The sequence below is a fragment of the Marinomonas posidonica IVIA-Po-181 genome (genome assembly GCF_000214215.1).
Taxonomy (GTDB): domain Bacteria; phylum Pseudomonadota; class Gammaproteobacteria; order Pseudomonadales; family Marinomonadaceae; genus Marinomonas; species Marinomonas posidonica.
Window position 1 is genome coordinate 943,032 of the sequence record NC_015559.1, and the last position, 25,939, is coordinate 968,970.

A 25,939-nucleotide genomic window follows, 5' to 3' on the forward strand; every position below is an offset into this window, starting at 1 on the left:
GTTGGAGATAGAATAAGCATGGTTCGCTGGATGATTGTGTTGATAGTAGTATTGCTCGCAGGCTTTTTTGTTTACGTCAAGATGAATAATCAAATGCCAGAAGGATTAGGCGTGACTGATGGACAGTTGAAGCCTTGCTCCAGCGCTCCAAATTGTGTTTCTACTCAGGCTGATCAAACCGATGACGTTCATTATGCCGATCCTGTGGTGTATTCCGGAGGTCGTCAAGATATGCAACTAAGAATCGAAGCCTATATGCTGCGACAAGGGGCCAAATTAGTTGATAATTCACTAGGTTATGCGCATTTTGAGGTAGAAAGTGACATTGTCGGCTATATTGATGATATCGAGTTTTATTTACCGGAAAGTGACAGTGTTGTGCATATTCGCTCGTCGTCGCGTATCGGTTATTCCGATTTTGGCGTAAATCGTGACAGAGTTAGACAAATTCAAAATCTTCTAGTAGATTGAAGTTAAGTTCGTTGATTTATAAGTAATTAAAACTAAAGCAGAAATTGGACGAGGACTGCCCATGAGTGTGAATGAAGACCAAACAATTTTGATTGTTGAGGATGATGAGCGCTTGGCCTCGCTCACCCAAGAATATTTACAAAAAAATGGTTTTAATGTGAGCGTTGAGCCTGATGGACGCAAAGCCATCAGCCGAATTGTGAATGAACAACCTTCTCTGGTTATTTTGGATTTAATGCTACCGGGTGCAGATGGTTTTACTGTGTGCCGTAGTGTTCGTAATGACTACAAAGGCCCAATTCTGATGCTGACCGCTCGCAGTGACGATGTGGATCAGATTCTTGGCCTAGAAATTGGTGCGGATGATTATGTATCCAAACCGGCGAAACCACGAGTCTTGCTAGCACGAGTACAATCATTACTTCGTCGAAGTACTCAAGATGTCGATTTAACCATCGATGCATCGAAAGAAGAGCAAAATCTGGTTTTTGGCCCGTTGAAAATTGATAACTCTCGCCGTGAGGCTTGGTTGTCGAACGAAGAAGTGGAACTCACCAGTGCGGAATTTGATTTGCTTTGGCTATTGGCGAGCAGTGCTGGCCGCATTCTTAGTCGTGAGGAAATCTTCGGTGAATTGCGTGGCATTGAATACGATGGTCAAGATCGCTCGGTTGATGTTCGTATTTCCCGTATTCGTTCAAAAATTGGTGATGACCCGATTCATCCCCGCCGAATAAAGACCATTCGTAGTAAAGGTTATTTGTTCGTAAAAGAAGTATAAGGCTATTATGCGTGAAGAAATGTGGCGACTCTATCGACACCTAATTATTGGTGGTGTTTTGGTCGTAGCAGCTTGCTATGCTGTCATGGAATTCACGCAGATCCGATACGACACGTCGCGGACTGAGCAGCTGCTTTCTGTCGATGCTGAACTCAGTGCGGCTTTGTTTCTGTCCGGTGTGAGTCGAGACTTACCCAGTTCTCGCTTTAACTGGACAGTACGTCCTTCCGATACCTTCAGTGTGGACGAAATCTCCTCTCTGCTTAAAAATAAAAGTTGGTTGAAACTACCGGACGGTCGTTATCAGATTGCGCTTGGTCCTATTGAACGACCTCTTTTGATTGGCCGCACCAACGCTGAACAATTGATTTTTAGAATTGAGCCCTTGCTTGACCAGTTTATTTTTGCGGATCAATTCTCTTATCAAGATAAAAAAATTCTACTCGAAAGCATGTCCAGTGTTTCCATGGTGCCCTCTACACAGCAGGTAACGGCTGAGCTTACGGGGGTTGCAAGGGTTCATGGCATTTACAGTGAATATGGTTTTATCTGGAAGGATGCTGAAGCGTCTGAAGCTGTTTATTTATCGGCGGCGGACAGAGATTATGTGTCTTTAACCTTTACGGTTGTGGCGGTTTCTAGCATAGGTATGGCCATTATGTTGGTGCTGATTTGGCGCGAATTATTGACCCTAGATTTCAAGCGGAAAACCTTTGAAAGTATCACACGACAAATTGCTCGTGGCCGCAGTGGTTTACCTAAAGGCATTCCAGATAGTAGTGGTACGCTAAAAGAGTTAGCTTATTCCTTTGACTCTATGTCCTCTCACATTCAGCGCCTATTAAAAGTACAGCGTGAAATGATTAATGCGATTTCCCATGAGTTAAGAACGCCAATCGCTCGTCTTCGCTTTGGTTTAGAGGTAATGAAAGACGAAGTGGATGAGGAGGTTGCAACCACAGTTGAAGCCTTGGAAGGTGATGTAGAAGAGCTGAACACACTGGTTGATGAGGTGTTGACCTATGGTAAGTTGGAAGACGGCTCATTGGCATTGAATTTTAATGATATCTCAATGGCAGATCTTATTGATGGTATTTTGCAGCATAACAATCCATTGCTGAAACACTTGGAAGTGGAAGTCCGAATGGATGAAAATGACCTTGTGGTGGCGGATGAACATCATTTGAATCGAGCGCTACAAAACTTAATCTTGAATGCAGCCAAGTACGCTGCCGGTAAGATCACCATTACCTTTTCTCAAGACTCTGAACGTTGGCAAGTGGACATTGAAGACGATGGCCCAGGGATAGCATTTGAAGACAGAGACAAAGTCTTTATTCCCTTTCAGCGATTGGACAATAGCCGTACTCGCGCCTCAGGGGGTTATGGACTCGGTTTGGCCATTGTTCAGCGTATTGCATTTTGGCATGGTGGTGCGGTATTGATCGATGCCAGCGAATCTGGCGGCGCAAAATTCAGTTTGATATGGTCTCGCAGTCAGCATCAAACGACCTTGTCTTAATGCTGACTCTTTGCTTGTCGTTCGGACGATTATAGATCCGGTGCTAAAATGCCTTTCAAATTCTTAAAGCATGTCTTAGAAGCCGTATTAATTAAATCTTCCATATAAGCATTTTCTCTTTGATCTTTACGGATCGCCAGATAGAGCTTACACCAGACACCTTCTTCGCCCAGTGATTTAGTGATCACGTACTGACGATTGGTGTATTCGGTTAGGGCCCAATTCGGTAAACAACAGACGCCACGACCACTGGCCACTAATTGCATCATCATTAAGGTTAATTCGCTGTGGCGGATTTTTGCTGGCGCGATCCCTGCTGGATTGAGAAAATGTTTAAAAATATCTAATCGCTCTGCTTCAACGGGATAGCTGATTAGCGTTTCTTTGGTAAAGTCTTCTGGCATCAGAAAGTCTTTTTTGGCTAACGCATGATGACGTGATAACGCCACTTGTGATTCATATTGAAACAAAGGGATGTATTCAATATTCGGCAAGTCTTGTGGGTCAGATGTCACTACCAAATCCAGATCGCCACGGGCCAGAGCGGGTAAAGGCATAAAACCAAAAGCCGTGGATAAATCGAGTTCTACGTCAGGCCAGTGCTCTCGGAAATGGTCAATGGTTGGCATCAACCATTCGTAACAACTGTGGCATTCGATCGCAATGTGCAAACGACCACTTTCCCCTTCTGCGAAGCGTTGAATGTCTCTTTGTGCTGAGCGGAAAGACACCAGAACATCATCGGCTAGTTGTAACAGGCGCAGACCAGCGCTGGTAAAGCGAACCGGTTTGGTTTTTCGAATAAAGAGTTGGCATCCAAGCTTTTCTTCTAGGTCTTTTAATTGATGTGAGAGGGCGGATTGAGTTAAATGAACTCGCTCTGCGGCTTCCACTAAGCTGCCAGTTTCTCTCAATGCGGTGAGTGTTTTTAAATGCCTAACTTCAATGATGCTCATGGTCATTCACTATAGATGAGTTTTTTTCAATACTTGAAATATAAAAAAGCTCGTTCACAACGTGAGTATGAACGAGCTTGTCTATTGTCTTAGTGACGGATCAAAAATTCAAGTAATGCTTTTTGAGCGTGCAGTCGATTTTCGGCTTCGTCCCATACCACTGAGTCTGGGTGATCCAATACTTCCGCAGACACTTCTTCGCCTCTGTGAGCCGGTAAGCAATGCATGAAGAGGGCATCTGGGTTCGCTTTTGACATCAAGTCTGCGTTGACCTGAAAACCGTCGAAATCTTGCAAGCGTTGCTCTTGTTCGTCTTCTTGCCCCATTGAAGCAAAGACATCGGTAACAATTAAATCGGCACCCGTCGCAGCTTGGTGTGCGTCATGAAGAATGGTGACGCGATCTTGATGCTCCGCAGCCAGTTCAGGACTGGGTTCGTAACCTTTAGGGCAAGCAATAACCAATTGAAAATCCAACAAAGCCGCAGCATTAATATAGGAATTACACATATTATTGCCATCGCCTACCCAAACGACTTTCTTACCTTCAATCGAGCCTCGATGTTCTTGGTAGGTTTGCATGTCGGCCAATAGCTGGCAAGGATGATAGTCATCTGTCAACGCGTTGATCACAGGCACAGAGGAGTATTTGGCAAAGGTTTCTACTGTTTTATGATCGAATGTACGAATCATTACGGCATCAACCATGCTGGAAATAACACGCGCGCTGTCTTCTACTGGTTCGCCACGGCCCAATTGGGTATCTCTTGATGATAAGAACAGAGCGTGGCCACCAAATTGCGCCATACCGGCTTCAAAAGATACTCGTGTACGAGTCGATGATTTCTCAAAGATCATTGCCAATACACGGTTTTTTAAAGGTTGGAATAAAGTGCCTTCACGATGAATTTTCTTAAGCTCAGAAGCTCGTAATAGTAATTGTTTTAACTCATTAGAGGATAAATCCTTCAGAGTAAGAAAATGTCTTGGCGACACGTGATGACTCCTTAATTGTCTTTTGAAAAGGGAATCGACCAATTTAATACACTAGACTATGTGAGTAAAGGGGCTTTGATGGAATAATGTGTATCGAAAGCGAGCTTATGGGGTTGTAAATTGCCCACTAGACCTCATAAACTGATGCAACTTTAAAGAACAATCGACAACGACTTTTTAGTGGCCGCTTCCTTCAGCCAAACAGAGTCCAGATTGGTATAGCAAAAAAGCGAGGTTTTTAGCGTGAGTAATACAATCGAAACAATTAAAGAGCAGATTAGCAATAACGATATTTTGTTGTACATGAAGGGGAACCCTCGTGCGCCACAGTGTGGTTTTTCCTCTCAAGCGGTTCAAGCCTTGATGTCTTGCGGCGAGCGCTTTGCTTTCGTGAACATTTTAGAAAACCCAGACATTCGTGCTGAGTTGCCAAAATTCGCAAATTGGCCAACGTTTCCTCAATTATGGGTGAAAGGCGAGTTGGTTGGTGGTTGTGACATTATCGTTGAGATGGCCGGTAATGGTGAGCTACAAGAAGTAATCAAAAACGCGGTTGGTGACTCTGAAGAATAAGTACCAGTATTCTGAGAGTATCCAAAAAGATTCAAACTAAGCAAATAAAAGGAGACGCTTAACATGTCTATTTTAGTCGGAAAAAAAGCACCAGATTTTACTGTTCCAGCCGTACTTGCGGATGGTCAGATCGTTGATTCTTTCAACTTGGCAGAAACCATCAAGGGTAAATACGCGATTGTATTCTTCTACCCATTGGATTTCACATTCGTTTGCCCGTCTGAAATCATCGCTATGTCTCATCGTATGGACAAGTTCCGTGAGATGGGTGTAGAAGTAATTGGTGTGTCTATCGATTCACATTTCACTCACAACGCTTGGCGTAACACGCCTGTTGATCAAGGCGGTATCGGCGCTGTTGAGTACACGCTTGCAGCGGATATGGATCACGAAATTGCAAAAGCATATGGCATTGAATCTGAAGGTGGTGACTCTTACTACCCAGCAGGCGTTGCCATGCGTGCGTCTTTCGTTATTGACCAAAAAGGCATCGTACGTTCACAAGTCGTTAATGATGAACCGATCGGTCGTAACATGGACGAACTTGTTCGTATCGTTGATGCGCTACAATTCTTCGAAGAAAATGGTCAAGTTTGCCCAGCGGGTTGGAATAAAGGCGATAAAGGCATGGAAACATCACCAGAAGGTGTGGCTTCTTACCTAGCTGAGAGTGCTAAATCTCTATAAGATTTTGCTTTGCAGAAAGCACTAATCTAAAAAAGCGCACATCGTTTTGATGTGCGCTTTTTTATGGCCTGACGCTTAGCTTAGATCGCTTCATAGAGTTCAAGTGGTAGGTCGTCGGGGTCTGCAAAAAACGTAAAGCGCTTACCGGTAAGTTCATCGATTCGAATCGCTTCTGTGGCCACGCCTTGTTGATGCAAGTAATGAATACTGTCGTCTAAATTGTCCACGGCAAAAGCTAAATGACGTAAGCCTTGAGCTTCTGGCCGAGAGGGGCGAGTTGGTGGATTGGGAAACGAGAAGAGTTCGATTTGCGAACTGGCATTAATCGCTAGATCCAGTTTGTAAGATTGGCGATTCTCACGATAGGTTTCACGAATAATCTTCAAGCCTAAGACTTTATGATAAAAGTGCTTAGAAGCAGCATAATCTGAGCAGATGATTGCAACGTGATGAATGTGAGATAATTTAAGCATAGGACACCTTAAGTATCATACTCCGATGTCTATTTGTTACTGGCTTGAGCGTTAAATTCATTAGCTACATCAATGACTTGTCGTCTAAACCAGATGTGACTGGCGTCGTGATGCAATAACGGGCTCCATATCATTTTCAGCTCAATTTTGGGAATGTCGAAGGGGGGTTCTAAGATCACCAAGTCAGGGTTCTTTTTGTTGACCATGGCGACCTTTTTCGGCAGCGTAGCGATCAAATCTTGTTCTAATGCAAGGTGCATTGCGGTGTGATAACTGCGAGTAAAGACACGAATGCTGCGTTTGCGCTCAATGGCTTGCAAGGCTTCGTCAACCCAACCTAATTTTTGCACATCGGTTGGGTCCATGCCGACGCCAATGCCAAAACCGGTTTTACTCACCCAGATGTGCTGGGCTTTTAAGTAAGCATCCAAATCGAACTGGTCTTTAATTGGGTTATCAGCACTCATCATACAAACGAAGGTGTCGAGCCAAACGCTCTTTTGGTGGAAGGATTGCGGCAATTCTTCAAAGCGGTTAATGGCCATGTCGATTTTACCTGCTTCCACGTCGTGGAAGGTAACATCACTGGGCGTCATGATATCGAGTGTAATGCCTGGCGCGTATTCACGCAGGCGATTTAATAACCGAGGGATAACGGTAGAGGCTGCATAGTCACTTGCCATGATGCGAAAGACACGGGTACTGGTACTCTCGTTAAAGTCAGCTTCGGGCTGTAATGCTTCTTCTAGGTCCAGTAGAACTTTCCGGACAATGGGTTGAAGTCGTAAGGCCTTTTCGGTTGGCTTCATGCCTTCACTGGTGCGTACCAATAACGGATCATTTAATAAATCACGCAGACGTTTTAGGCCATTACTCATGGCGGGCTGGGTAATATTGAGCTTGTTGGCAGACCTTGTTACATTGCATTCACGTAATAGTACATCGAGGTAAATAAGCAGGTTCAGGTCAATCTTATTAATATTCATAGGTGTCTAATTACTTAATCCGTTGTCATGGCTACGACACATTTGTTAACGCTGGAATAGCGCGACAAAGGTCAATAAAACGCTGCGCATTTTGTGTTAACGCGGTGTTCCTTGGGGTAACAATCAATAAATTGCGGTTCAGCTTCAAAGGGGTTTGATACAGTCTAATTAATCCCGCGTTTAATTCTTGGGAAATGGCCATACGAGACAAACAACCTAATCCCATCTGATGAATAACGGCCTGTTTTACTGCTTCCATGTGTGCCAAAGATAACACCACATTTAATTGTGGGATTTCGGCTCCGGTGGCTTGTTCTAGAATATTTCGAGTGCCGGAACCTGATTCACGCATGACCCAGTTTGCGGCTTTTAAATCGTCCCAAGATAAATGCTCCGATCTATCTTCTTTGGTGGAACCAAACACCACAAGTTCGTCTTGTAACCAAACTTGTGTCATTAACTCAGCGTGCTGGCAATAACCTTCGATAAATCCTACTTCGGCTTTACCGGTTAAGAGTTGTTGGATGACGCTTTGGGTATTGCCTATGTCGAGATTAAAACGAATGTTTGGGTGTTGGTGTTTAAAATTAGACATTTGCTTGGGTAATAAATAGTTGCCCACACTGACGCTAGCCGCCAGATGAAGAGAGCCGCTTAATTCATCTTCATTGCCCATGCTTTCAATTTGTTCTATCTGACTCAATACTGATCTGGCTTGTGGTAACAGGTGTCGAGCTTGAGGGGTGATCTGTAAGCGCTTGCCATGACGACGAAATAACGGTCGACCAAGTAGGGCTTCTAATTCTCTCAAAGCTTGGCTGGCCGCCGGCTGACTGATTGATACCATATCCGCTGCAGCAGTTACTGAGCCAGTGTGGACAACGGCTTCAAAAATTTGTAGCTGTCTCAGTGTGATTCTCATTCGTTAAGGGTTACCTTGTGTTTGTTGCATTCAGTAGAACGAAAGAAGTGAAAACGTGGCCTTACATCGGCTTCCTTAGCTTTTATTCCTATTCCTAATCATAAACTGAAATCATACTCTGTGCGTATGGGTGTTTTGAGTAAATGGTGAATTAATTTGCAATTTCATTAATAGAGCAAGGTATTGGTATTTTCTTTATATTTTTATGCAATGCTATTTTCATGTATAGATTAGTAAATTCTATGGATATTGAGCTTTGAACAGGAGTACTATCTATTTTTGAATTGTTGGTTTTTTAGACAAAGTAGGTGGCGTCTTTGTATGGATGACTCTGTTCCGACGGTTTTGATTGTAGATGATGTGCCGGAAAATTTACGCATATTAAAAGACGTCATTTCTTCATTGGATTGCCAGTTGTTAGTGGCAAATTCAGGAGAAAGGGCGCTTGAATTACTGGAGAGGACTCAACCTTGTCTGGTGTTATTGGATGTCATGATGGGCGGAATCGATGGCTTTGAAACCTGCCGACGAATTCGAACACTGCCCAATGGTAAAGACCTTCCCGTGATATTCGTAACAGCCTTAGCAGATGAGATTAATCGAGGTTTTGAAGCTGGCGGTCATGATTACATCAGCAAGCCATTTCGATTAGAAGAGGTTCGTGCGCGAGTTTGTCATCAGTTAGAAAGGTTTCAGCTGGTCAATGAGCTAAAAGATTTAACCGTTAGTCTGGAAGATAAAGTCCGTGAACGTACCGCGGATTTGAACTTGTTGAATCGGAACTTGCGTAAAGAAATCAATGAGCGCCGTTATATGCAGGATCGGCTAAAGTATCTGGCTCAACATGATTTTGTGACTCAGCTTTATAATCGCGATGCACTGGACGAGCATGTGTCACTGCTGATCTCAATAGTGCAATCTAATCAAGCCACCCAAGTACCGTATTTTGTTCTGATTGATGTGAATGAATTTCGCTTGATAAACGACTCTTGTGGTTGCATTGCTGGTGATGAATTGTTGCATCAAATAGCGGAATTGATCACTGAATTAATGGACCCTAAAAACGATTTTGGCGCACGTTTGAGTGGCGATAAGTTTGTCATAGTGTTGCGTGATGGCGGTGTGTCGGCGGTGGAGTCTTTTTTTCGTGCGTTTAATCAGTTACTAGAAGACTTTTTATTCAATTGGGATGATCGTCAGTTCCGAATGAGTGTGACACAGGTTGCTATGCCCATAACGGAAGACATGGTGTCTTTTGAGCAAGTGGTGATGCTGGCAGATGAAGTGTGTTACTCCAGCAAAAAAGCCGGTGTTCACTCTCGGATCATCCGTAATGCGCAGGATCTGGCTTACGAGGAACACAGAGGCAATTTGAATTGGGGGCTGCGCATTATTGATGGCCTTGAAAAAGATTTATTCGAAGTACATTTCCAGCAAGTGTGTTCGTTAGTACAGCAAGAGCCTAAGAAGAAAATCGAAATTCTTGTGCGCTTAAAAGATGAATCGAGTGGTGGCTTAATTTATCCGAATGAGTTTATTCGCGCCGCTGAACGCTTTGGCATCATTTCCAAGATTGATCGTTGGGTCATTCGTCATACTATGGCTGAGTTGTCGGAACGTACCGAGCTTTGGCAAGAAGTCGATCAAGTGGCGCTTAATGTGTCCGCATTGTCTGTTCGTCAGGCCGATTTTTCTGACTTTATACTTGAACAGTTAGAATATAATCAATTAGACGGGAGTAAATTTTGTTTTGAGGTCACGGAAACGGAAGCCTTAAATAACTTTACCGATACTCGTCAATTTATGTCCAAATTGCATGAACAGGGTTGCAGCATCGCCTTAGATGATTTTGGCACAGGCTTTTCTTCTTTCGCGTACTTGATGGATTTACCCTTTGATCTGATCAAAATAGACGGCATGTTCATTAAGGATATGCACGTCAATGAAATTCATTTTGGTATGGTGGACTCCATCGTCAAACTGGCCAAAATGATGAACAAGCCTGTGGTGGCCGAGTTTGTTGAAAACCAAGAGATTGTTGATCAACTCAAGCGACTTGGCGTGGAATGGGGGCAAGGCTATCATTTCCATAAACCTGAAAAGCTATAAGAAGTTTGAAACCATAAAAGCTTAAGGAAGGTGCGAATAAGTCTTCTGAACGTCAGTTTTATCAGAGAAACGGTCTATCAAGGCAAGAGTGAGCAGGAAGGTTAATACCTTTCAATCACTCTTAACACAGAGCGGCCGTTTCTCTGAAAGACCCGAAGGGCGTGGGCTAAGCTCTCTTTATTCGTTGTTAAGCTTGTTGCCAATAAACTTATATTGGACGGCGAAACTTGCCTCGAATAAAAGAGCGTTATTCCCACGCTGACGCCAGTGAACTTGTTCGTACCTTCCTTAACCTAGTTGTTTACATCAGGAGACAAAACTCGCCATGGCGTTACCAAGAATATTTTATGTGCTGGTGGCTTTGTTTGTGGTCACGTTTTGTCTACTAATGATTTTTCAGCTGATTTCTCTGCTGCGTTTCAAACATCTGCAACGACGCTATTCTAGAGCGATACTGGCGACCAAGGGTGGCGTTTGGGAGTGGTTTCCGGCCTCTAACCGACTTTACATGTCATCGGAATTCTTCTTGCAGCTTGGTTTTGAAGAGAATCAAACCCCTAAAAAACTCACAGACTGGCTTGCTCTTCTGTCAAGTCAAGATCAGATCGCGTTCAAAGAATGGCAAAAAAAACTTCTTAATCAAGGTGTGAAAAGCGATGATTGGAGCACCCTAAGGCTAAGGCTGAAAAATCCTCAAGGAACCTTTTATTGGGTGGAAATACGTGGCAGTGTGGTGCGGCGAGATGCGCGTCAAGGGGTAAAAAGTGCGGCTGGTATTATGGAAGACATTGGTTATTGGGTGGACACAGAGAATGAGCTGATCGCAGCGCGAGAACAAGCACAGCAACGAGAGCTTACTTTATCTACTCTATTAAATAATATGCCCGACGTGGTTTGGTACAAGGATGAAGCGGGCCGTTACTTAAATTGTAATCAAGTCTTTTTCGATTTCCACCGCTTAAAGGTTGAAGCCGTTCAGGGTAAAACTGATGTTGAACTTAATCTTGACGGCCTTGGTGAGATTTATCATCAGCGTGATCAATCGGCTTTGCTGACTGGTCAAACGGTTCAAGATCAGTCTTGGGGGTATTCAGAAACCTTACAAGAAGATAGGTTATTTGAAATTCATCGCGTGCCGGTAATTGAATCCTCAATTTATTTTCGCGGTACATTGAGTATTGCTCGAGACATCACTGAGCGCCAGGACCTTATTAATCAACTCAAATTATTTAAAAGCTTTGCCGATAATTCCGCGCAAGGCTTTGCTATGGGAAGTTTGACTGGGGAAGTAAGCTATTTAAACAAGTCCATTCGTGCTTTGTTGGGCATTGCCGAAGACACCAAAGACAAAGAGCTGGCCCAATATCGTCACTTAGATTTTTACCCGCAATCGATGCATGAGTTTATCAAAATGACGGTGATTCCTTATGTTAGAGAGCATGGTGTTTGGCAAGGAGAGTTGCAGGCGAAAAGCTTGGACGGTTATGTTTTCCCAACCTATGAAACCTATTTTATTCTGAAAGACGAGACGGATAAGCCGACTTCGGTCGGCAATATCATGAGTGATATCACAGATCAAAAACAAGTTTCACAACAACTTGAACAAGCGAAAGAGGCCGCAGAACAGGCCAACCAAGCGAAAAGTCATTTTTTAGCGAATATGAGTCATGAGATTCGAACGCCATTGAATGCCATCATTGGATATGCACAGTTAATTGGCGAGGAGAACACTCTTACCGGCGTTGCGCGAAATCGTTTTATGGCGATTGCCTCAGCGGGGGAGCGTTTATTGAGTCTCATTAATGACATTTTGGACATTGCACGAATTGAGTCGGGTCGTCTTGTATTGCATGAGCAAAAGATGGACTTGTGCAAAGAAGTAAAGCAAGTTGGAAAGTTATTACAAGGCCAAGCCGAGTCGAAAGGCTTGATATTCCAGGTAACATGCGATTTACAAGAACGCCAAATGGTTCGCTCAGATCCGGTTAAGTTCCATCAGATATTGACGAATTTAGTGGGTAATGCAGTGAAGTTTACTCAGCAAGGCTATGTGAAGGTCATTGTCAGTATCTCCCATGAACGCATTCACATTCGAATAGAAGATACTGGCCCAGGTATTGAATCGGAATTAATGGAGCACCTTTTTACACCGTTTGTGCAAGGTAAGGCTGGCGAGTTATCTGGTGGTACTGGACTTGGGTTAGCATTATCAACGACCTTGGTGAAACTGATGGAAGGTAAGCTCAGTGTGAAAAGCAGCCTAGGAGTTGGTACGCAAATATTAGTTGATTTGCCGTTGTTGGCAGTGGAAGACACACTTGAAGATGGGGTCCAAACTGACGATTTCTCAATGGGGATGAGGCTGAATGATCCGATTAGCGTATTGGTTGTCGAGGACGATGCTTGGTCACGTGATATTTTGGTGTCTTTGCTTGAAAAAGCAGGCTGTCAGATTGTGGAAGCGAAAGATGGTGAAGAGGCGATTCAGGCATTTCAGTTGCAACGACCTGATATTGTGATGACAGACATTCGCATGCCCAAAAAATCGGGTGTGGACCTATTGCATTTGATTCGGCAAGAAGAGGGTGCAGAAGCCATTCCCGTGATTGCCGTCACGGCATCAACATTAGAACATGAACAGCAGGCTTTGTTAGAGCAAGGTTTCTGGGAAGTCGTGGCCAAACCTTATCAAATTGAAGACATCTATCGTACGCTTACTCGGTATTTGGATGTGCAGTTTGTCCCACAATTGGATGGTCATCTTACGGATTTTGATAAAACGGTTAGTAAAGAACCCGCTTATGCTGAAGCATCAGAAGTACTTGGCATGACATCGGATAAATCTCTGGATGCAGATGCATTACCACAGATTGATTGGCAACCTTTATTAATGGCGGCGCAAAGTGGTGACGTAGAGGCTGTCGAGCAGGCGTTTGCTGCGTTAAAAGATCAACTAGCCGAGGAGGATTATCAGCCTCTCAAACAAGCCATTGAATCCTTTGATTTTGGTTTTGTTGAGCAACGGATCGTGAATGACCAGAATGATCAATAAAATCGGTTTAAATGTAGAATTTTCACCCATTACTGAACGCTTTGCGTTTGACAGAAATTGACCCTGCGGATAAGGTCAACCAAGATAACGATTCAGTACTAGGCCACGGACCATTTAATGATACCAAATACCACACCTGACTTTCCTTTTACCGCCATTGCGGGGCAGGAATTGCTTAAGCTTGCACTGACCTTAAACGCCGTTAATCCTTTGATTGGTGGTGTGTTAATTAGCGGTCCTCGTGGTTCGGCGAAGTCCACTTTAGCGCGAGGTTTAGCTGGGGTTATGCCAGCCTTGTTAAGTGACGCTCCGGTGCCATTTGCGACCTTGCCGCTTGGCACCAGTGAAGACCGTTTGTTGGGTGCATTGGATTTGGAGCAAGTATTGCAAGATAAGCAGGTAGCCTTTAAACCTGGTTTATTAAGTCAGGCCCATGGTGGTGTGTTGTATGTGGATGAAGTCAATTTGCTGGCCGATCACTTGGTGGATCAATTGTTGGATGTGGCAGCCAGTGGCATCAATCGAATAGAGCGTGATGGCGTTAGCCATCAACATGAGTCGAAATTTCTTCTTGTGGGAACCATGAACCCTGACGAAGGTGAGCTCCGGCCACAGCTAAAGGATCGATTTGGCTTTATGGTCACTTTGACGAATCAGTATAGTTTAGAAGAGCGCGTGCAAATTGTGCGCTTGCGAGATGAATTTGACTTAGATCCCAGTGCTTTTTGTGATGCCTTTAAGTACAAACAGCGCAACCTTAAAAACAGCATTCGTTTAGCGCGGCAAAAACTCACCCAGGTACGTTGTTCGGATGCTATGCGCATGGCCATTGCTGAGCATTGTCAGCAGGCCAATATAGATGGTGTACGAGGGGATATTGTTTGGGTCAGAGCCGCTATGGCTCATGCCGCATGGCGTGGCGATGAGCAAGTCTCATTGGAAGATGTGACTGTGGTGGCTGAGTTAGTACTGGCGCATCGCCGTCATCTATCTTCCCCGAATCCACCGGCTTCCCAACCGCCAGGGGCTCAACCTCCTGAACCATCGAGACGTCCTGATTCATCGAAATCACCAGCAGAGTTAGACGCTGAGCAGTCTGCTTCACCACAAGAGGGGGATTGGGGAGCGATGACACCCGAGTCAATGCGCAGTGAATCATCGATTCAATTGAATCTAGCTGGCCAACTTTCGTCTCCCGTTGATGCACCTAAAAAAAGTCTGAGAGAGGTGACGCCGGGAAAGCATAAAGGTCAGCAACAGGGCGGTTATCGCCTTGATGCGAGTGTCAGTGGTGAAGGTATTGATTGGTTTCGCAGTCTCCTTAGTCAGCCACAGCAATGGCCGCCACAAGAGTTAAAATCGAAAGCGGCGCAGACTGGACAACCCATGTTGCATTTAATTTTATTGGATACGTCTGCCTCGACGTTAGAGCAAGCTATGTTCGCAAAAGCCAAAGGCGTCATTTTAGACATCGCACAACAGGCGTATATAGCCAGAGAACAAATAGCGATTCTAGGCTTTGGACAACAGGGGGTGTCGTCTATCTTGCCAAAAGTCCGAGCGCCAAAAGACATTTTAGCCGTGTTGGATGATATTCCTGCGGGTGGCGGTACACCATTTCGACAAGTGTTGGAAAAGGCGCAAGCCTATTTACAACAACAGCATCAATTAACCTCTGGCCTGCGCAGTCAGACGTATTTATTAACCGATGGCCGTACTCAGGCCAATGTGTCAGATTTAATATTGGCTGGCGATGTGGCTTTGATTGATACAGAAAGCTCGGCCATCAAGCGTGGTCGAGGCAAAGTCATTGCCCAAGCGATAAACGCGCAGTATGTGCCTTTGAATACCCTGTTTGAGACTTCTTTATGACTACTCCTGTCGCTTATTGTCCAGCTTTATTTTTAACCGCACCAGCCTCGAATCAGGGGAAAACGACGATCACGGCGGCCTTAGCTCGTTATTTTACGCAACAAGGTAAACTGGTGCGGGTGTTTAAAACGGGCCCAGATTACTTAGACCCTCAGATCTTAGCGCAAGCATCACAGCAACCGGTTGAACCCTTGGATATTTGGATGGCCGGCGTAGAGTATTGCCAAGACAAACTCTATCAGGCAGCACGGGAAGCGGACTTGATTCTCGTTGAAGGGGCCATGGGGATGTTTGATGGTGAGCCGTCCAGTGCTGACTTGGCCGCTCGGTTTGGCTTGCCAATGGTGATTGTCATGGATGTAAAAGGCATGGCTCAAACCGCTGCCGCAGTGGTCAGCGGCCTAGCGAATTTTCGGGACGATGTTGAGGTCAGTGGTTTTATTGCCAACCGATGTGGCAGTGAACGACATGCTCAGTTGATACGCGATGCTTTGCCGGAGGGATTGCCTTTATTAGCGACCTTAAAACGGGATGAAGAGGTCGTTTTACCGGAACGTCACCTTGGTTTGGTGCAAGCGAATGAAGTGCGAGACGAATTGGAAGTACGTTTTAATTCGGCGGTTGAGTGGCTAAACTCTTCGCCAGACAAAGGGCTATTAACCTTGCCCAAAGCGGTTGCCTTCTACCCTGCAACGAGTTATTCAGCAGCCACTTCAGAACCGATAACGCAGAGTTTAGCCGGAAAAACCATAGGCATTGCCAAAGACGCGGCGTTTAGCTTTATTTACGATGCAAACTTAGTGACTTTGCAGTCGTTAGGCGCCAAGTTGGTATTTTTTTCGCCGTTAAAGGATCATCATTTACCAGACGTCGACGCATTATGGCTGCCGGGTGGTTATCCTGAACTGTACACACAAGCGCTGTCAGAAAATACTCTGATGCGAGAGGCTATTCGGGCTTTTTATCAATCTGGGAAAAGCATCTTGGCGGAATGTGGTGGCATGTTGTACAGCCTAGAAACACTGACCGATTTAGAAGAGAAAACTTATCCAATGTTGGGGATTTTAACGGGGCAGGGAGCCATGCGTGGCAAGCGAGGTTGCCAAGGTATGCAAACCGCTGTGCTACCGCAAGGAGAAATACGCGCCCATGCCCATCATAGGTCACGCAGTGCCAATACACCCACACCGGTGGCTTATGGTCGTCGTCAACGACACCCAGCACCGGGTGAGGCGATTTATCAAACTCGCGGGCTTACTGCCAGCTATTTGCATTTATTCTTTCCATCAAACCCAGAAGCCATAGCACAAGTCTTTTTAGGGAACAGGGTAAGCATGGACGAGGCCAGCTAAAGTGTGGCCGGAAAGCGGTGAAGAGAAGGCGCCACTGCGTACTGGCCTGACGACAGGCAGTTGTGCCACAGCTTGTTGTGTGGCGGCGGCACAATATCTGTTCGCTCAGCGTCAAGACGACAAGGTTAGTATCTTGTTGCCCAAGGGCAAACGTGTCGATCTTGTGATTGAGTCTTATCAAGCCATTGCGCAAGGCGTGTGTACGAGCACGATCAAGGATGCAGGAGATGATCCAGATGTCACTCACGGTGCGAGAATTTTTGTGGAACTGAGCTTATGCGCAGATCCGGGTGTGTTTTTTCATGCGGCAGAAGGGGTTGGGACAGTGACGCGAACCGGTTTGGTGTTGGCGGTCGGTGAACCCGCGATTAATCCAGTACCTCGCCAAATGATGACAGAGCATTTGCTCGGTTTTGCTGAAACGTATCTGTATCAAGGCGGCTTCAATGTGGCTGTTGGCATTGAAAATGGTGCAGTCATTGCGCAGAAAACCATGAATCCGCGTTTGGGCATTCAGGGAGGATTGTCCATTTTGGGAACCACTGGCATAGTGCGGCCTTTTTCCTGCGCCGCTTACATTGCTTCCATTCATCAAGGAATTGATGTGGCTCGAGCCAATGGTTTGTCGCACATGGCGGCGACTACCGGCAATGCCAGTGAAACAGCAATAAAAGATCATTACGGCTTAGACGACATGGCGTTATTGGAAATGGGAGATTTTGTCGGTGCTGTATTGAAGCACATCCGTAAGGTGGAAGTTCAAGGGGCAACACAGCTAACCAAACTGAGTGTGTGTGGCGGTTTTGGTAAAATCAGCAAATTGGCTCAAGGTCACATGGATTTGAATAGCCGAGTTTCCAGTATTGATTTAGCCGCTTTGGCGGAATTAGCCGCTACTTTAGGTGCTAGTGATGCTTTGCAAAAACGCATGCAAGCCGCGAACACCAGCGTCCAAGCAATGGGGTTTGCTCAACAGGAAAACCTTCTTTTAGCCGATGCGGTGTGTGCTCAAGCTGTGACCTTTGCGCGTCGCTATATTCCTGATCATATGGCATTGGAAGTGTGGGCCATCGATCGCCAAGGTCAGTTTGTTGGTTTTGCTAAGGACGGGACCTCATGAAGCGCATTTTATTACTGGGTGGTACCGCCGATGCGCGACGTTTAGCCGATGCTTTGCATCAATCTGGCTTCCATGTGATCTACAGTTTGGCCGGTTTAGTACGCGTTCCCAAAGTCGACTGTGAGCTGGTGGTCGGTGGTTTCACTCAGTTTGGTGGCCTTGCGAGGTATTTACAGCAGCAGTCGATTCAAGTTGTGTTGGATGTGACGCATCCTTATGCTAAAAACATGAGTCAAAAAGCCGTGTTAGCCGCTAAACAGCTTGGCATTCCGTGCTGGCGTTTTCATCGACCAAGTTGGCAAAAACAACAAGGTGATGACTGGTATGATTATCAAGATGACGCGGCACTGTTAAAACAGCTTGCAACTTATCGACGTCCATTATTGAGTGCGGGTCAGATGTCGGAAGCGACCTTGTTACAGCTGGTAAATCTAGGGCAAATTGAGTCCTTGGTTTGGCGAACAGCGGTTGCTCCTAAGTTTGCTTTACCCTCCTTAGTGACTTGGTTAAAAGCCATTGGGCCTTTTGCTTTCGAAGACGAAAAAACACTACTGGAACAGCATCAGATTGATGTGATTGTGAGTAAAAATAGTGGTGGAAAGGCGACGTATGCGAAGCTTTACGCCGCCCGAGAAATGAAAATTCCGGTTCTAATGCAGGCTCGTCCTGTTTTACCGTCAGCCGATCGTGAATTCATGGATTTAGAGGATTGCCAACAAGCTTGTCTAGCTGCATGGCGATGAAGATAACATCGAATATTCAATCAAAGACACAGAAAATATGCCCCAAACATCCGATCAAAAACTTGCAGCGTCTAGCCCATTTCAATATGAGCATAATCCACAAACTATTGAAGCTGACAGTTTTCGTCAGATCCGAGCGTTGACGTCACTGGAGGAGTTTAATCAGGATCAGCAGCAAGTGGTGATGCGCATTGTGCATAGCTTGGGCTTGCCCGATGTGGCAGAACAGGTTCGTTTTAGCGCAAATGCCACTCAAGCCGGTCGACAAGCATTGTCTAACAATGGTCACATTCTATGTGATGTGGAAATGGTGAAACAAGGTGTCACCAAACGTATGATTCATCAAGAACCTTTGTGTTTCTTAAATCACTCAAAAACCGCTGAGTTGGCCAAGCAAAAAAGCGAGACACGTTCTATGGCAGCCTTGTCTCTTTGGCAAGATCATCTTGCTGGCAGTGTGGTCTTGATTGGTAATGCGCCGACGGCTTTGTTTCGCCTTTTAGAGATGATTGCACAAGGCGCACCAAAACCTGCTTTAATCATCGGCATGCCGGTTGGCTTTGTCGGCGCGGCAGAATCCAAAGACGCCTTGTGGCAAGCACATCAAGCCCTAGGGGTTGAATGCATTACCTTGCTTGGGCGCATGGGCGGCAGTGCCGTTACGTCGGCAAGCTGTAATGCGTTATTGCGTTGTAATCTAGGCGAGTATTACTGATGCAAATTCATGTGATTGGTTTAGGGGTTAATGAGCTGGCCAATTTGGACGCCAAGGCTCAATCTGCTTTTGCATCTTTGGGCGAGCAAGATGTGATACTCGGCTCCCCAAGACAACACCAAACCGTCGCGAATTACATACAAGGAGGGCAAGTGAACCTTTTGCCCAAGTTGTCTCAATTGTCCGCCGAGTTTGATCAATGGCAGTCTCAAGGGGCAAATAAGGTCATTGTATTAGCATCGGGAGACCCGCTTTTTTTTGGCATTGGCTCTTGGCTAGTGAAACAGTTTGGTGCGAGTAATGTGACCTTTTACCCTAATGTGTCCAGTGTGCAGGTGGCGTGTCACCGTTTGGCTATTTCACTGCAAGACGCTCAGGTTGTCAGCTTACATGGTCGACCTTTGCCATCTTTGCGTCGTTATTTACAGGCGAATAAAAAACTGATTTTGTTGACCGATGGGCAAAGTCATCCGGCGGCCATTGCTCAAGAATGCGTTATGGCAGGTTTGGATAAAACCAAAGTAACTGTATGTGAAGCCTTGGGTTATCCTCACGAAAACATCACGGCCTTTGACGCTGCGGAACTAAGTCAATCGCAACAAGAGTTTGATCCACTCAATGTGGTGGCGTTGGAAACCTCTTCTCAAGCCAGTCTATATCCTTCTTCTGTTGGGATTGCCGATGAGCTATTCGTGACAGACAAGGGTGAGGGCAAAGGCATGATAACGAAGCGCGAAGTGCGCTTGATGATTTTATCTTACATGCAATTGGCCGCAAAGGAGGTGGTTTGGGACATTGGTGCGGGCTGTGGTGGGGTGAGTGTGGAGTTGGCCTACTGGCATCCAGACGCAGATATTTATGCGGTGGAGCATCATGAAGGCCGTTGGGAGTGCTTGCAAGCCAATCAGCAAAAGTTTGGTGTCATGCAAAATTTGCATCTCATTAAGGGTCGTGCACCAGAGGTACTTGATGATTTGCCTAAACCTAATAAAGTCTTTATCGGCGGCAGTGACGGAGCACTGGTGCAGTTGATGGCGCAAACCTGGTCACTTTTACCAATTGGCGGCATTTTATTAGTCAGTGCTGTGACAGAAGACACTAGACTGCAAGTTGCGACCTTTGCAAATCAACGAAAGCAGGCTCAAGACACCATAGAAACAAGCTTGCAGATTGCCATTTCGAAAGCTGAGTTGCTAGCAGGGCAAACTTTATATCGCCCTAATTTGCCAGTGACGTTATATCAATTTATTAAACAGCATGACGCTGAGACCGTTTAACATGACAAGCAATAACTTTAGTGTAGTGAAAGCTGAAAACAGACAAAAAGACGGTTTGAAAGGCCGTTTTATTGGGGTCGGTGTTGGTCCAGGTGATCCAGAGTTAATTACCTTAAAAGCCTTACGATTGATTCAACGAGCCTCTGTTGTGAGTTATCTAGCCAATGATCAAGGCGCGTCTCAGGCCAAAAGCATTGCTTCTGAAGCCTTTGCGAATGTTTCGCAGGAGCAAGATGAAATTGCTATTCACATGCCCATGTCAACAGATCGAGCATTAGCCAATCAAGCTTATGATTTAGGAACGAAAGACATTACTAAGGCGCTAGAACAAGGTCTGGACGTGGTATTTCTTTGTGAAGGGGATCCACTATTTTTTGGTTCATTTGCTTATTTATTAGAGCGGATTGCGCCTTTTTATGAATGTCAGGTTGTGCCTGGTGTATCATCCATCAATGCCGCTTCATCCGCACTCAATCATCCTTTAACCGTGTTAAAGGAGTCCTTTGCTGTGGTCAGTGGACGCCATTCAGCTGAGCAAATTGATACGGCCTTAGCGCAACATGATACTGTGGTGATTATGAAAGCGGGAAGAGCCCGTCCGAGAATCCTGGCAGCATTACGTAAGACACAGCGTTTACATGAAGCCAAATACCTAGAATACATTGGTCGTGATAATGAGCGTATCTTGCACGATGTAAGTGAGTTAGAAGACAAAGCTGGGCCATACTTTTCTTTGTTTGTGGTGACAAGAACTGAGCGAGGCACAAATTGATCCGCATTTTTGCTTTAACGCCTACGGGACGAACGCTTGCGGAGAGGTTGTGTGGCCTCTATCCAGAAGCTCAGTTCGAATATAAGCCAAAACCTTTTGCCGACAAGGTGCAGCAAGCCTTTATTCAACAAGATCAGTTGTTGTTTATCTGTGCGACAGGCATTGTCATGCGTACTCTCGCGCCAGTACTGCAAGACAAGCATCAAGATCCCCCGGTGTTGGTGCTGGACGAGGCTGGTCAGTTCGTTATTCCATTATTGTCAGGACATGAAGGTGGCGCTAACAATTGGGCCGCACAGGTGGCGGAAATGCTAGGTGCGCAATTGGTGATGACCACAGCTAAGCCTTATGTTAATCCAACTTATACCTTAGGCATGGGGTGTGAACGACATTGCCCATTATCCTATTTAGAGTCCCTTATGCTGGAAACATTGCAGCAACAAGGGCTGACCCCGCAAGATATCCATTCTTTGAACAGCATTGATGTGAAAGCCGATGAAACGCAACTGATTGCGTTAGCGGAAAAATATCAGTGGCCTTTCCAAACCTACTCGGCCGAACAATTGATGCCAATGGAACCTCTATTAAGCACTCGTTCTGAATATGTTTTTAATACGGTTGGGGTTTACGGTGTGGCCGAATCCGCGGCTTTACTCGCGGCACAAAAAGCGACTGATTCTGAGCCTGAATTGGTGGTGAATAAAATCAAAAATGCCAAAGCCACTTGTGCACTGTCGCGTGGTTTTGGGCAAACAAAGTAGTGGTATCATTCATCATGCTATTTTCAGCATCAAGTGATCACGTTCTAAATGCGTTCTAAATGGGGTCAGAGTAAAATTAAATTTACTCTCTAGAGAATCCTTCTTCGTGCTATCTTTTTATCTCAAAGTATGAGAGAAAGGAGTCTCCATGCCACGTCGTCCGAGAGTTTCTATTCCAGGTTATGCCGAGCACATTATTCAGCGAGGTAATAACCGCCAGCCCATTTTTGTCAGCGATGAAGACATTAAAGCTTATGCTTTTTGGCTTGGTGAATACGCTAAAAAGTTTGAAGTATCGATACACGCTTGGGTGTTTATGACCAACCATGTTCATTTATTGTGTACACCCAGTAACACGACTTGCGTTTCAAAAATGATGCAGTCGCTGGGCAGACAATACGTTCGATATTTTAATTATACCTATCAGCGCACAGGTACTTTATGGGAAGGGCGTTTTAAGTCTTGTTTGGTACAAGACCAAAGTTACCTTTTTCATTTGTACCCTTATATTGAGCTGAACCCAGTTAGGGCGGATATGGTGAAAGATCCTGCTGATTATTCTTGGTCTAGCTACCAATGTAATGGTTTGGGTGCTAGTAGTGATTTACTGACACCGCATCAACTCTACCAGTCACTGGGAAGAACAAAAGAAGAGCGATGTAATGTGTATCGAGATATGTTTCAGTATCAGGTAGATGGTAAATTATTAGAAGATATTCGTTTAACTGCCAATAAAGGGTTAGCGTTAGGAAATGATAAATTCAAAGAGCAAATAGAGTTACTAACTGGTCAACGGCAAACTGAAGTAAAGCGTGGAAGAAAAGAAGGTTGGCGTAGAAAATAACGGTGTTGATGATCGTATTGGTTTAATTTTACTCTGACCCCAATTATTCCACCTTTGAATAACGCTGGAGTAACAAAGGCAGGAAAGGCGCTAGATAAACATGCTAGGAATCAGAGAATGGGTTCCAGTGAAAGTGTGTTCCCTGGACTTAAAGGAAATAACCAGCAGAGAGCACAGCAAGCACAAAAACTTTTGGATGATATTCTTAATAACCCCAATTCAACAGTTATAAAACTAGGCAGAGAGGGAATAAAGGTCGAGCACCCGAATGGCATGCAAGCGTTGTTTAACAAAGATGGTTCATTTTCAGGATTTCAGGAGAGATAGATATGAAGCTTGATGAATTTTCTGATTTTGAAATATTTTTTTTTAGCGATGTCAACTATGAGCAGATGACCGCTCAAGTTGAATATAAGTCTGAGCAAGTCTTTCAAATAACAATGGACGAAGGAGTAAAGAATATGAAAGTGATATTTTTTACTGAATTTATAGATACAGCGTTTAAACCTGAATATAAAATGGATGGTTTGATGGCTATTTTAAATACTGCATCTACGTTGCTATCAGAATACTGGAGAGATGAGTAGCCAACTTTTAGGAAGGAGAAAAACTATCAACATACTTATTAGGACAGGCACCTTAAGAACTCTCCAGCCCTAGCTCAATGGCTGTATGGCAGCAGTGATCCAAATGATCTGACCGCCGATCTAACTTAATAAGACACCCATCGAAACTTGACGATTTTTCTACATGCTGTATATTTAACCAGTATACTTCTTATGGAAGAGAGGTTTTGTTATGCCAAGAGCCAGAAGTCAGCAAGTTAGTTTACAAGATACGCCTTACTATCACTGTGTTTCACGCTGTGTTCGTAGGGCGTTTTTGTGTGGAGAAGATCCAGTATCTGGTGCAAGCTTTGAGCACCGCCGTGGTTGGGTCGAAGGACGTCTGTTATTTTTAGCCAGTGTCTTTGCTCTCGATGTTTGTGCCTATGCGGTAATGAGTAACCATCTTCATGTGGTGTTGCATATCAATGCAGAAAAAGCCGCGAAGTGGTCTACATTAGAGGTTCTGCAAAGGTGGCATAAGCTACATAAAGGCACCGTGTTTACTCAGCAATTCGTGCGAGGCGAGTCATTACCTGATTATGCTATGGCGTTGGTGGAATCGTCTGTCGAAACCTTTAGAAATCGCCTTACAGACATGAGTTGGTTCATACCCTAAAGGGCACACGTGACCGAACTTAATGAACCCATCGCCCGAAGAGCGAATTTTGAAGACCAATGTACAGGTCGGTTCTGGGAAGGACGTTTTAAGTCCCAAGCCTTGCTGGATGAAGCTGCATTAGCGGCTTGTATGGCCTACGTTGATCTTAATCCATTGAGAGCAAAAATAAGCCACACACCAGAAACCTCAGATTTCACCAGCGTTAAAAAACGTATCGACACCGCAAAGCATCAAAAACAACCGACACGGCTGTATCCTTTTATCGGGAATCCACGAGAAAGCATGCCTGATGGGTTACCATTTAAACTGACTGATTATCTTGAGCTTGTCGATATGACAGGACGAATCATCCGTGAAGATAAACGAGTTTCGATAGACGCTTCTTTGTTACCGATTCTTCAACGACTCAACATATCCTCAGAAAATTGGCTGTGTATCGCGACAGAATTTGGCGCAAGAACGGGGAGTGTCGTGGGTGCTGAGCAATCTATTGCTCATTATTGTGATGCAAACAAACTAAATAGAAAACCAAGATTCAGTCATAATCGACTACTCGCCTAGCTTCATTCCACCATTCATAGCCTTTCTTTATTTACTAATCATGTATTAGTAAATTCACTCGCCTAAAATACAATAGTCAGCCTTTTTAGCAGTTAATTAGCCATTAACGAAACGATAAAAGATGATTTTTATCTGAATACTTTCTGTTATGAAGTTGATTTTGTATGATGGAAATGATGTTTAACATGGGGGGCTCATAAAACCGTGTCGATGCTACTCTTAGCACCCTTCCTAAACCATTAGTTGTACCGGTAATAAGCTCAGTAGTAGAAGGTGCAATCATTGGTGTGGGAGAAAAAGCGTCGCCAACTGAACAAGATATTGAGAATATTATTGAAAAAATTAAAGGTTTTTAATGATGATTATAGCTGGAGTGCTGCTTTTCGTTATCCATTTTTATCTATGTATTGTTAGTTTTAGAATTACTTGGTACTTTGGTACATTACAAGCTAAATACGCTCAGAATATTGTTCTTAATATATTTTTTTATATAGTGTGTTTTGCATCAATTCCTATATATTTTATTCTTATTATAATTGGACCTTTTTACATTAATGAAAAGTTAGGTTTTGTCTTTTTTGACCATGGTAAAACAGATCCATTAGTATGGTATATAGGTGTGATTATTGGATTAACTAGTTGGTTTGGTTTTAAAAAAAGTAATACCTGATTCCGAAAACCTTCGCAGGACACCCATCTTAATATTTTCAATAAGTTAGGATGTTTAACATGGGTGTCTCATAAAACCCACTTATGATCGATCTGAATTAGTCGATGCTTTAGGAGCATTGTTCAAGGGGTCATCTAATGATTTGGGAGCTTTCACTGACATAGAAATAGAAGTTGAAAGTGCACCTCCTCTTCAAGATCTTGTGCCACAGGCTCGTACAGGTGCATATATATGGGGTGAACTTATAGGAGATCACGGTAAAATGGATAGTAGTAACTCTTGGTCTGATATAAATAGGGAAGTAAATGGTGAATAATTTATATATTTTAAAAATATGGTTTTTTTCTTTATTTTTTTCTGCACAGATTTATTTGAGTTGGCTTCATTATTTTCATCACGAAGGAGAGGAGCGTTATAGTTCATTTTTTTTTATAATTCTGCTTAATCTACTTATCGCGTTATCTTCTTTCATTACATTTCTTTTTTCGTGGAAACACA

Annotated in this window: 24 protein-coding genes and 1 pseudogene; 20 read left to right on the top strand and 5 right to left on the bottom strand. The window is 44.4% G+C overall.

Annotated features, from left to right (window positions below; all coding sequences use genetic code 11):
* Positions 1 to 30 precede the first annotated feature (30 nt).
* The 3 genes from MAR181_RS04400 to MAR181_RS04410 all read left to right on the top strand — a co-directional run bounded on the left by MAR181_RS04400 (position 31) and on the right by MAR181_RS04410 (position 2,774).
* Positions 31 to 471 carry a DUF1499 domain-containing protein gene (locus MAR181_RS04400; protein WP_245546235.1) on the top strand — a complete coding sequence of 147 codons (441 nt, stop codon included), beginning with the start codon at positions 31 to 33 and terminating at the stop codon, positions 469 to 471.
* A gap of 61 nt (positions 472 to 532) precedes the next feature.
* On the top strand, positions 533 to 1,252 hold the full coding sequence (locus tag MAR181_RS04405; RefSeq protein ID WP_013795391.1) for a response regulator: 720 nt from the start codon (positions 533 to 535) through the stop codon (positions 1,250 to 1,252).
* Positions 1,253 to 1,259: 7 nt separating this feature from the next.
* Positions 1,260 to 2,774, top strand: coding sequence for an ATP-binding protein (locus MAR181_RS04410; protein ID WP_013795392.1), 1,515 nt, complete (start codon positions 1,260 to 1,262; stop codon positions 2,772 to 2,774).
* Between the two features lie 29 nt (positions 2,775 to 2,803).
* Here MAR181_RS04410 and MAR181_RS04415 read toward each other — a convergent pair whose 3' ends face one another.
* Together MAR181_RS04415 and argF are read right to left on the bottom strand one after the other, a co-directional pair.
* A complete protein-coding gene (locus MAR181_RS04415; RefSeq protein ID WP_144011205.1) occupies positions 2,804 to 3,730 on the bottom strand; it encodes a LysR family transcriptional regulator in 927 nt (308 codons plus the stop codon).
* A gap of 89 nt (positions 3,731 to 3,819) precedes the next feature.
* Complete coding sequence (gene argF, locus MAR181_RS04420) at positions 3,820 to 4,725, bottom strand: ornithine carbamoyltransferase (RefSeq protein WP_013795394.1); 906 nt, start codon at positions 4,723 to 4,725, stop codon at positions 3,820 to 3,822.
* 243 nt (positions 4,726 to 4,968) lie between these two features.
* Here argF and grxD point away from each other — a divergent pair, with 243 nt between their 5' ends.
* Positions 4,969 to 5,298, top strand: a complete 330-nt coding sequence (grxD, locus tag MAR181_RS04425; protein WP_013795395.1) for a Grx4 family monothiol glutaredoxin — start codon at positions 4,969 to 4,971, stop codon at positions 5,296 to 5,298.
* Positions 5,299 to 5,361: 63 nt separating this feature from the next.
* Positions 5,362 to 5,985 carry a peroxiredoxin gene (locus MAR181_RS04430; RefSeq protein WP_013795396.1) on the top strand — a complete coding sequence of 208 codons (624 nt, stop codon included), beginning with the start codon at positions 5,362 to 5,364 and terminating at the stop codon, positions 5,983 to 5,985.
* A gap of 80 nt (positions 5,986 to 6,065) precedes the next feature.
* On the opposite strand, the gene gloA2 is transcribed toward MAR181_RS04430, so the two are convergent.
* The 3 genes from gloA2 to MAR181_RS04445 are packed head-to-tail and all read right to left on the bottom strand — an operon-like array spanning position 6,066 to position 8,366.
* Positions 6,066 to 6,458 carry an SMU1112c/YaeR family gloxylase I-like metalloprotein gene (gene gloA2 / locus MAR181_RS04435; protein ID WP_013795397.1) on the bottom strand — a complete coding sequence of 131 codons (393 nt, stop codon included), beginning with the start codon at positions 6,456 to 6,458 and terminating at the stop codon, positions 6,066 to 6,068.
* 29 nt (positions 6,459 to 6,487) lie between these two features.
* Positions 6,488 to 7,444, bottom strand: coding sequence for a LysR family transcriptional regulator (locus tag MAR181_RS04440; protein ID WP_013795398.1), 957 nt, complete (start codon positions 7,442 to 7,444; stop codon positions 6,488 to 6,490).
* Between the two features lie 31 nt (positions 7,445 to 7,475).
* On the bottom strand, positions 7,476 to 8,366 hold the full coding sequence (locus MAR181_RS04445; RefSeq protein ID WP_013795399.1) for a LysR substrate-binding domain-containing protein: 891 nt from the start codon (positions 8,364 to 8,366) through the stop codon (positions 7,476 to 7,478).
* 321 nt (positions 8,367 to 8,687) lie between these two features.
* On the opposite strand from MAR181_RS04445, the gene MAR181_RS04450 reads away from it, so the two are divergent.
* From MAR181_RS04450 to MAR181_RS04520, 15 genes and pseudogenes are all read left to right on the top strand, one after another.
* Positions 8,688 to 10,475, top strand: a complete 1,788-nt coding sequence (locus tag MAR181_RS04450; protein ID WP_013795400.1) for a GGDEF domain-containing response regulator — start codon at positions 8,688 to 8,690, stop codon at positions 10,473 to 10,475.
* Positions 10,476 to 10,800: 325 nt separating this feature from the next.
* Positions 10,801 to 13,527 carry a PAS domain-containing hybrid sensor histidine kinase/response regulator gene (locus tag MAR181_RS04455; RefSeq protein ID WP_013795401.1) on the top strand — a complete coding sequence of 909 codons (2,727 nt, stop codon included), beginning with the start codon at positions 10,801 to 10,803 and terminating at the stop codon, positions 13,525 to 13,527.
* Between the two features lie 117 nt (positions 13,528 to 13,644).
* Positions 13,645 to 15,399 carry an AAA family ATPase gene (locus tag MAR181_RS04460; protein WP_013795402.1) on the top strand — a complete coding sequence of 585 codons (1,755 nt, stop codon included), beginning with the start codon at positions 13,645 to 13,647 and terminating at the stop codon, positions 15,397 to 15,399.
* Positions 15,396 to 16,751 (top strand): cobyrinic acid a,c-diamide synthase CobB, encoded by a 1,356-nt coding sequence (locus MAR181_RS04465; protein ID WP_013795403.1) that lies wholly within the window; start codon positions 15,396 to 15,398, stop codon positions 16,749 to 16,751. The genes MAR181_RS04460 and MAR181_RS04465 overlap by 4 nt, the downstream gene beginning before the upstream one ends.
* A 1-nt stretch (position 16,752) precedes the next feature.
* Positions 16,753 to 17,871 (top strand): cobalt-precorrin-5B (C(1))-methyltransferase, encoded by a 1,119-nt coding sequence (locus MAR181_RS04470; protein ID WP_013795404.1) that lies wholly within the window; start codon positions 16,753 to 16,755, stop codon positions 17,869 to 17,871.
* Positions 17,868 to 18,614 (top strand): precorrin-6A/cobalt-precorrin-6A reductase, encoded by a 747-nt coding sequence (locus tag MAR181_RS04475; protein ID WP_013795405.1) that lies wholly within the window; start codon positions 17,868 to 17,870, stop codon positions 18,612 to 18,614. Before MAR181_RS04470 ends, MAR181_RS04475 begins: the two co-directional genes overlap by 4 nt.
* Positions 18,615 to 18,651: 37 nt before the next feature.
* The gene (locus tag MAR181_RS04480) at positions 18,652 to 19,329 is read left to right on the top strand and encodes a precorrin-8X methylmutase (RefSeq protein WP_013795406.1); all 678 of its coding nucleotides are present in this window, start codon (positions 18,652 to 18,654) and stop codon (positions 19,327 to 19,329) included.
* Positions 19,329 to 20,606: a bifunctional cobalt-precorrin-7 (C(5))-methyltransferase/cobalt-precorrin-6B (C(15))-methyltransferase gene (locus MAR181_RS04485; RefSeq protein ID WP_013795407.1), complete on the top strand. Its 1,278-nt coding sequence runs from the start codon at positions 19,329 to 19,331 to the stop codon at positions 20,604 to 20,606. The genes MAR181_RS04480 and MAR181_RS04485 overlap by 1 nt, the downstream gene beginning before the upstream one ends.
* Position 20,607: 1 nt before the next feature.
* Positions 20,608 to 21,378 carry a precorrin-2 C(20)-methyltransferase gene (gene cobI, locus MAR181_RS04490; RefSeq protein ID WP_013795408.1) on the top strand — a complete coding sequence of 257 codons (771 nt, stop codon included), beginning with the start codon at positions 20,608 to 20,610 and terminating at the stop codon, positions 21,376 to 21,378.
* Complete coding sequence (locus MAR181_RS04495) at positions 21,375 to 22,139, top strand: cobalt-precorrin 5A hydrolase (RefSeq protein ID WP_013795409.1); 765 nt, start codon at positions 21,375 to 21,377, stop codon at positions 22,137 to 22,139. Before cobI ends, MAR181_RS04495 begins: the two co-directional genes overlap by 4 nt.
* 148 nt (positions 22,140 to 22,287) lie before the next feature.
* Positions 22,288 to 22,983, top strand: coding sequence for a transposase (locus MAR181_RS04500; RefSeq protein ID WP_013795410.1), 696 nt, complete (start codon positions 22,288 to 22,290; stop codon positions 22,981 to 22,983).
* A 117-nt stretch (positions 22,984 to 23,100) separates the two neighbouring features.
* Complete coding sequence (locus MAR181_RS04505; RefSeq protein WP_013795411.1) at positions 23,101 to 23,310, top strand: hypothetical protein; 210 nt, start codon at positions 23,101 to 23,103, stop codon at positions 23,308 to 23,310.
* A 2-nt stretch (positions 23,311 to 23,312) separates the two neighbouring features.
* Positions 23,313 to 23,570: a hypothetical protein gene (locus MAR181_RS04510; RefSeq protein WP_013795412.1), complete on the top strand. Its 258-nt coding sequence runs from the start codon at positions 23,313 to 23,315 to the stop codon at positions 23,568 to 23,570.
* Between the two features lie 211 nt (positions 23,571 to 23,781).
* Positions 23,782 to 24,771: pseudogene (locus tag MAR181_RS04515) on the top strand (transposase).
* A 355-nt stretch (positions 24,772 to 25,126) separates the two neighbouring features.
* Positions 25,127 to 25,441, top strand: a complete 315-nt coding sequence (locus tag MAR181_RS04520; RefSeq protein WP_013795413.1) for a hypothetical protein — start codon at positions 25,127 to 25,129, stop codon at positions 25,439 to 25,441.
* Positions 25,442 to 25,939 lie beyond the last annotated feature (498 nt).

Excerpts from the sequence above, each read along its gene's own strand:
- MAR181_RS04465 (WP_013795403.1), top strand. The coding sequence starts at position 15,396 with ATGACTACTCCTGTCGCTTATTGTCCAGCTTTATTTTTAACCGCACCA.
- MAR181_RS04500 (WP_013795410.1), top strand. The coding sequence starts at position 22,288 with ATGCCACGTCGTCCGAGAGTTTCTATTCCAGGTTATGCCGAGCACATT.
- gloA2 (WP_013795397.1), bottom strand. The coding sequence starts at position 6,458 with ATGCTTAAATTATCTCACATTCATCACGTTGCAATCATCTGCTCAGAT.
- MAR181_RS04410 (WP_013795392.1), top strand. The coding sequence starts at position 1,260 with ATGCGTGAAGAAATGTGGCGACTCTATCGACACCTAATTATTGGTGGT.
- MAR181_RS04455 (WP_013795401.1), top strand. The coding sequence starts at position 10,801 with ATGGCGTTACCAAGAATATTTTATGTGCTGGTGGCTTTGTTTGTGGTC.
- MAR181_RS04400 (WP_245546235.1), top strand. The coding sequence starts at position 31 with ATGATTGTGTTGATAGTAGTATTGCTCGCAGGCTTTTTTGTTTACGTC.
- MAR181_RS04445 (WP_013795399.1), bottom strand. The coding sequence starts at position 8,366 with ATGAGAATCACACTGAGACAGCTACAAATTTTTGAAGCCGTTGTCCAC.
- MAR181_RS04415 (WP_144011205.1), bottom strand. The coding sequence starts at position 3,730 with ATGAGCATCATTGAAGTTAGGCATTTAAAAACACTCACCGCATTGAGA.
- MAR181_RS04450 (WP_013795400.1), top strand. The coding sequence starts at position 8,688 with ATGGATGACTCTGTTCCGACGGTTTTGATTGTAGATGATGTGCCGGAA.
- MAR181_RS04405 (WP_013795391.1), top strand. The coding sequence starts at position 533 with ATGAGTGTGAATGAAGACCAAACAATTTTGATTGTTGAGGATGATGAG.
- cobI (WP_013795408.1), top strand. The coding sequence starts at position 20,608 with ATGACAAGCAATAACTTTAGTGTAGTGAAAGCTGAAAACAGACAAAAA.
- MAR181_RS04430 (WP_013795396.1), top strand. The coding sequence starts at position 5,362 with ATGTCTATTTTAGTCGGAAAAAAAGCACCAGATTTTACTGTTCCAGCC.
- MAR181_RS04510 (WP_013795412.1), top strand. The coding sequence starts at position 23,313 with ATGAAGCTTGATGAATTTTCTGATTTTGAAATATTTTTTTTTAGCGAT.
- MAR181_RS04440 (WP_013795398.1), bottom strand. The coding sequence starts at position 7,444 with ATGAATATTAATAAGATTGACCTGAACCTGCTTATTTACCTCGATGTA.
- MAR181_RS04480 (WP_013795406.1), top strand. The coding sequence starts at position 18,652 with ATGCCCCAAACATCCGATCAAAAACTTGCAGCGTCTAGCCCATTTCAA.
- MAR181_RS04475 (WP_013795405.1), top strand. The coding sequence starts at position 17,868 with ATGAAGCGCATTTTATTACTGGGTGGTACCGCCGATGCGCGACGTTTA.
- MAR181_RS04485 (WP_013795407.1), top strand. The coding sequence starts at position 19,329 with ATGCAAATTCATGTGATTGGTTTAGGGGTTAATGAGCTGGCCAATTTG.
- MAR181_RS04505 (WP_013795411.1), top strand. The coding sequence starts at position 23,101 with ATGGGTTCCAGTGAAAGTGTGTTCCCTGGACTTAAAGGAAATAACCAG.
- MAR181_RS04520 (WP_013795413.1), top strand. The coding sequence starts at position 25,127 with ATGATGATTATAGCTGGAGTGCTGCTTTTCGTTATCCATTTTTATCTA.
- MAR181_RS04460 (WP_013795402.1), top strand. The coding sequence starts at position 13,645 with ATGATACCAAATACCACACCTGACTTTCCTTTTACCGCCATTGCGGGG.